The organism is Sphingomonas bacterium (genome assembly GCF_903644135.1).
Lineage (GTDB): Bacteria > Pseudomonadota > Alphaproteobacteria > Sphingomonadales > Sphingomonadaceae > Sphingomonas.
Genome location: NZ_CAHJXA010000238.1, coordinates 1 through 4,520 on the forward strand (window position 1 = coordinate 1; position 4,520 = coordinate 4,520).

Annotated in this window: 4 protein-coding genes and 2 pseudogenes; 3 read left to right on the plus strand and 3 right to left on the minus strand. The window is 69.2% G+C overall.

The genetic code is table 11. The features are described 5' to 3' along the window. Positions 1 to 94 precede the first annotated feature (94 nt). Together HUU96_RS11820 and HUU96_RS11825 are read left to right on the plus strand one after the other, a co-directional pair. Positions 95 to 280, plus strand: a pseudogene (locus HUU96_RS11820) (pantoate--beta-alanine ligase); the annotation flags it as partial. Positions 281 to 344: 64 nt separating this feature from the next. Next, positions 345 to 641: a hypothetical protein gene (locus HUU96_RS11825; protein ID WP_174292985.1), complete on the plus strand. Its 297-nt coding sequence runs from the start codon at positions 345 to 347 to the stop codon at positions 639 to 641. 45 nt (positions 642 to 686) lie between these two features. On the opposite strand, the gene topA is transcribed toward HUU96_RS11825, so the two are convergent. Beyond that, positions 687 to 3,245: a type I DNA topoisomerase gene (topA, locus tag HUU96_RS11830; protein WP_174292986.1), complete on the minus strand. Its 2,559-nt coding sequence runs from the start codon at positions 3,243 to 3,245 to the stop codon at positions 687 to 689. 58 nt (positions 3,246 to 3,303) lie between these two features. After that, positions 3,304 to 3,672 (minus strand): hypothetical protein, encoded by a 369-nt coding sequence (locus HUU96_RS11835; protein ID WP_174292987.1) that lies wholly within the window; start codon positions 3,670 to 3,672, stop codon positions 3,304 to 3,306. Positions 3,673 to 3,705: 33 nt separating this feature from the next. Between HUU96_RS11835 and HUU96_RS11840 the strand changes: the two genes are divergently transcribed. Beyond that, positions 3,706 to 4,326, plus strand: coding sequence for a TMEM175 family protein (locus HUU96_RS11840; protein WP_174292988.1), 621 nt, complete (start codon positions 3,706 to 3,708; stop codon positions 4,324 to 4,326). Here the strand turns inward: HUU96_RS11840 and HUU96_RS11845 are convergent. Continuing rightward, positions 4,323 to 4,520 (minus strand): annotated as a pseudogene (locus HUU96_RS11845) (DNA-processing protein DprA); the annotation flags it as partial. The gene HUU96_RS11840 and the pseudogene HUU96_RS11845 overlap by 4 nt on opposite strands.

The following is a 4,520-nucleotide window of genomic DNA, read 5'->3' on the forward strand; positions in this document are numbered from 1 at the left end:
ACAGTGCAAGTTGGAAGTGAGGTTTAGGGTCGTAAGTTGATTGCAAGTGCTCATTGCGGTCTGCCACACGAGTCAGCTGCGGGCGTCTTCCAATGCGGAGAGTAGCCTGGAAAGCGCCGGCTTCGCGGTCGACTATGTCGCGCTGGCCGACGCCGAGACGCTCGCGGACCCGGCGGACGGCCGTCCCCGCCGGCTGCTCGCGGCCGCCCGGCTCGGCACGACCCGGCTGATCGACAACATCGCCGTAGAGGCTCGGACCGGCACCGACGAACACGGTTAACCGCGTTAACCATTTGGTGACGCGACTCGCGCCATGATCGTCCTCGACACAAAGGGGACGATCGATGGGGAATAGTCTGAAGAGCGCGAACTTCCTGCTGGAAAGCCGCATCGCCGACGCGGCGCAGGGCAATTCGGCGGCGCTGTACGATCTGGGCGTCTGTTACCAGACCGGCACGGCGGGCGCGGGCATCGACCTGATCGAGGCGCATAAATGGTTCAACCTCGCCGCCGTCGCGGGGCTGTCGCAGGCGCAGGACGCGCGCAGCGAGGTCGCCGAGGACATGACCGCGCGCGAGATCGCGACCGCACAGGCGGCGGCGCGGGCCTGGCTGGGGATGACGCGGGCGCGGGCAGCCTGAAGCGAGCCGTCGTCAAGTTTCGTCCGGGACGACGAAGCTGACTGACTACACCTTCACCGGCTTTTTCTTCGCAACAGGCTTCTTCGCTCCGGCTTTCGCTGCCGCAGGCTTGGCCGCCTTCTTGGCCGGCGCCTTCTTCCCCTTCTTGGCTACCGGAGCCGCGGCAGCGCGCGCGTCGATCAGCTGCGCCGCCTCCTCCAGCGTCAGCGCCTCGATCGCGATCGACTTGGGCAGCGTCGCGTTGGTCTCGCCATCGGTGACGTACGCGCCGTAGCGCCCCTCCATCAGCTTGATCTCCGCCTCGGTGCGCGGGTGCTTGCCCAGCTCCTTGAGCGGCGCGCGTGCGGCCCCGCGCTGCGGCCGGCCGCCGCCCGCCGCCGCCTCGGCCAGCTTGACCACCGCGGCGTTCATGCCGGTCTCGAATACCTCCGCGGTCGAGGTCAGCCGTGCATATTTGCCGGCATGGGCAAGGTACGGCCCATAGCGGCCGATCGCGGCGGTGATCGCCTCGCCGCTCTCCGGATGGGTGCCGACGGTGCGCGGCAGGCTGAGTAGCTTGAGCGCCCATTCGAGGTCGAGGTCGATGTCCTTGGGGATCGACGCCCGCTTCGCCTCCTTGCCCTCGCCAAGCTGGATGTACGGCCCGAACCGCCCCGACTTGCGCTCGACCGGCAGGCCGGTCTCGGGGTCGTTGCCCAAGGTCTCCGGGCCGCTGTCCTCGCCCGCACCCTCGCCGCCTTGCGCGAAGCGGCGGGTGTATTTGCACTCCGGATAGTTGGAGCAGGCGATGAACGCGCCGAACTTGCCGCCGCGCAGCGCCAGGCTGCCGACGTTGCAATTGGGGCAGAGCCGCGGATCGGTGCCGTCCGCCTTGTCGGGGAACAGATAGGGCGCGAGGAACTGGTCGAGGACGGCGGTGATCTCGCTCGGCTTCTGCTCCATCACATCGGCGGTCAGCGGCTTGAAGTCGCGCCAGAACGCCGCCAGCACCGCCTGCCACTCGGCGCGGCCGCCCGACACGTCGTCCAGCTCCTCCTCCAGCCCGGCGGTATAGTCGTAGCCGACATAGCGTTCGAAGAAGCGTTCGAGGAATGCGGTCACCAGCCGGCCGCTCTCCTCGGCGAAGAAGCGGTTCTTCTCGATCCGCACATAGGCGCGGTCTTTCAGCGTCTTGATGATCGAGGCGTAGGTCGAGGGGCGGCCGATGCCCAGCTCCTCCATCCGCTTGACCAGCGACGCCTCAGAGAAGCGCGGCGGCGGCTGGGTGAAATGCTGCTCGGCGTCGACCGATTTCTTGGCCGGCGCATCGCCTTCGCGCAGCCGGGGCAGGCGGCGGGCGTCCTCGTCGGCGCTATCGTCGGACCCCTCCTCGTAGAGCGCGAGATAGCCGGGGAACAGCACCACCTGCCCGGTCGCGCGCAGCACGGTGCGGCCGGTGCCATCGGCGAGGTCGACGCTGGTGCGCTCCATCCGCGCCGACGCCATCTGGCTGGCGAGCGCTCGCTTCCAGACCAGGTCGTAGAGCCGCGCATGGTCGCCGCCGCCGACGCGGTCCTTGGTGAAGTCGGTCGGCCGGATCGCCTCGTGCGCCTCCTGCGCGTTCTTGGCCTTGGTCTGGTACATGCGCGGCTTGTCGGGGACGTAGCCGCCGTCGTAGCGGTCGACGATCGCGGCGCGCGCGGCCGAGATTGCGCTGCCATCCATCTGCACGCCGTCGGTGCGCATATAGGTGATCGCGCCGTCCTCGTAGAGGCCCTGCGCGATCCGCATCGTGTGGTCGGCGGAGAAGCCGAGCTTGCGCGCCGCCTCCTGCTGGAGGGTCGAGGTGGTGAAGGGCGGCGGCGGATTGCGCGTCGCCGGCTTGGTCTCGACCGACTGGACGCTGAAGCGGCCTTCCTCGACCGCCGCCTTGGCGCGCAGCGCGTCGCCTTCGTTGCCGATGCTCAGCCGGTCGAGCCGCTTGCCCTCCCACTGCGCCAGCCGCGCCACGAACGGCGTGCCGTCCTGCTCCAGCGTGGCGGTAACCGACCAATATTCCTGCGCCGTGAACGCTTCGATCTCACGCTCGCGGCTGACGATCAGGCGTAGTGCCACCGACTGGACGCGCCCCGCCGACTTGGCGCCGGGCAGCTTCCTCCACAGCACCGGCGACAGGGTGAAGCCGACCAGATAGTCGAGCGCGCGCCGCGCGCGATAGGCGTCGATCAGGTCGGTATCGAGCTCGCGCGGGGCTTTCATCGCCGCCAGGATCGCCGGCTTGGTGATGGCGTTGAAAGTGACGCGCTCGACCTCCTTCGGAAGAGCCTTGCGCGCACGCAGCACCTCGCGGACGTGCCAGCTGATCGCCTCCCCCTCGCGGTCGGGATCGGTCGCGAGGATCAGGCGGTCGGCGGTCTTGGCGAGGTCGGCGATCGCCTTGAGCTGCTTGGCCTTGTCGGCGTAGTTCTCCCATTCCATCGCGAAGCCGGCGTCGGGGTCCACCGAGCCATCCTTGGGCGGCAGGTCGCGGACATGGCCGTAGGAGGCGAGGACGCGATAGTCGCTCCCCAGATATTTCTCGATGGTCTTGGCCTTGGCGGGCGATTCGACGATGACGAGCTGCATGGCGCGGTAACGGGTCCTTACGTGTACGCGCGAGGGTGAGGCGGCGGCGGGGCGGGCGTCAAGCGGGCGGCGTCGCCCGCCAGGCGATGACGAAGCCGGCGGCAAGGATCAGGTCGATTCCCGCAGCGGCGAGCGTGATGCCGTCGATCCGGCCGTGCGCCGCCAGCACGGCGGCGGGGATGACGAAGGCCAGCTTCTCCAGCACCGCCGCCGGCATCAGCGCGCGGTGGCGGACCGGATCGCCGCCGATGATCCAGAAGGCGAACTGGAAGGCGAGCGCCGTGCCGATGAAGCCAAGGTGGGACAGCATGTCGTCCGCCGGCGGCATCTGCGCCAACGCCGCCAGCAGCGCCAGCGCGCCGTAGACGGCGGCACCGCGGAACCACCAGCGGACCCAATTCGGAGTGGACAGGTCGGCTATCGTCATCACAGATAGGCGAGCCGACCATCGGGGAGCAAGATGAGCCGCCAACACGACCAGCTCGAACGGCTGACCTTCTTCTCCGACGCGGTGTTCGCGATCGCGATGACGTTGCTGGTAGTCGAGGTGCGGCTGCCCCACCTCGCCGCCGAGAGCGACCGCGCGCTCGGCCAGGCGTTGCTCGACCTCATCCCGAACTATATCGCGTTCCTGGTCAGCTTCCTCGTGCTGGCACGGTTCTGGGCCGGGCATCACTCGCTGATGGGTCAGCTGGCGGTGTCGAGCGCGCGGCTGCTTCGCGCCAACGTCTCGCTGCTGCTGGCCGTCGCCTTCATGCCGTTCCCCACCGCGGTCATCAGCCAGCATGGCGAACTGCGCGTCGGCATCGGCTTCTATGCCGGCTGGCTGTTGCTGCTGGGCGTGCTCAATCGCCGTGCCGTCCGCGTCGTCGCCGACGATCCGGGCCTGCTCGCCGAGGATGCCGATCCCGTCGCGATCCGCGAGCATCTGGCGCGCAGCTGGATCCCGATCGTCATCGCGATCGCGGCGGTCGCGCTGGGCATGATCGCGCCGCTGGCCGGCATCGTCGCGCTGGTCGTCGGCAGCCCGTTCGTCACGCCGATCATCCGCCGCGTCGCTCGGCTCGGCCCAAGGAACTAGGCGAGACTGACGCGGCCGCCGGCGTGGCGTTCCAGCCGGCCGGCGAGTTCCAGCTCCAGCAGCACCATCTGCACCACCGCCGGCGGCCAGCCCGACTGGCGGATGACCTCGTCGACCGCCACCGGCACCGGCCCCAGCAGGCCGGCGATCTCGGTACGGGCGCGCTCGCTGGCGTCCTTCCAGTCGCGGCTGCG

Coding starts and splice junctions, on each gene's coding strand:
- HUU96_RS11825 (WP_174292985.1), top strand. CDS start 345: ATGGGGAATAGTCTGAAGAGCGCGAACTTCCTGCTGGAAAGCCGCATC.
- topA (WP_174292986.1), bottom strand. CDS start 3,245: ATGCAGCTCGTCATCGTCGAATCGCCCGCCAAGGCCAAGACCATCGAG.
- HUU96_RS11835 (WP_174292987.1), bottom strand. CDS start 3,672: ATGACGATAGCCGACCTGTCCACTCCGAATTGGGTCCGCTGGTGGTTC.
- HUU96_RS11840 (WP_174292988.1), top strand. CDS start 3,706: ATGAGCCGCCAACACGACCAGCTCGAACGGCTGACCTTCTTCTCCGAC.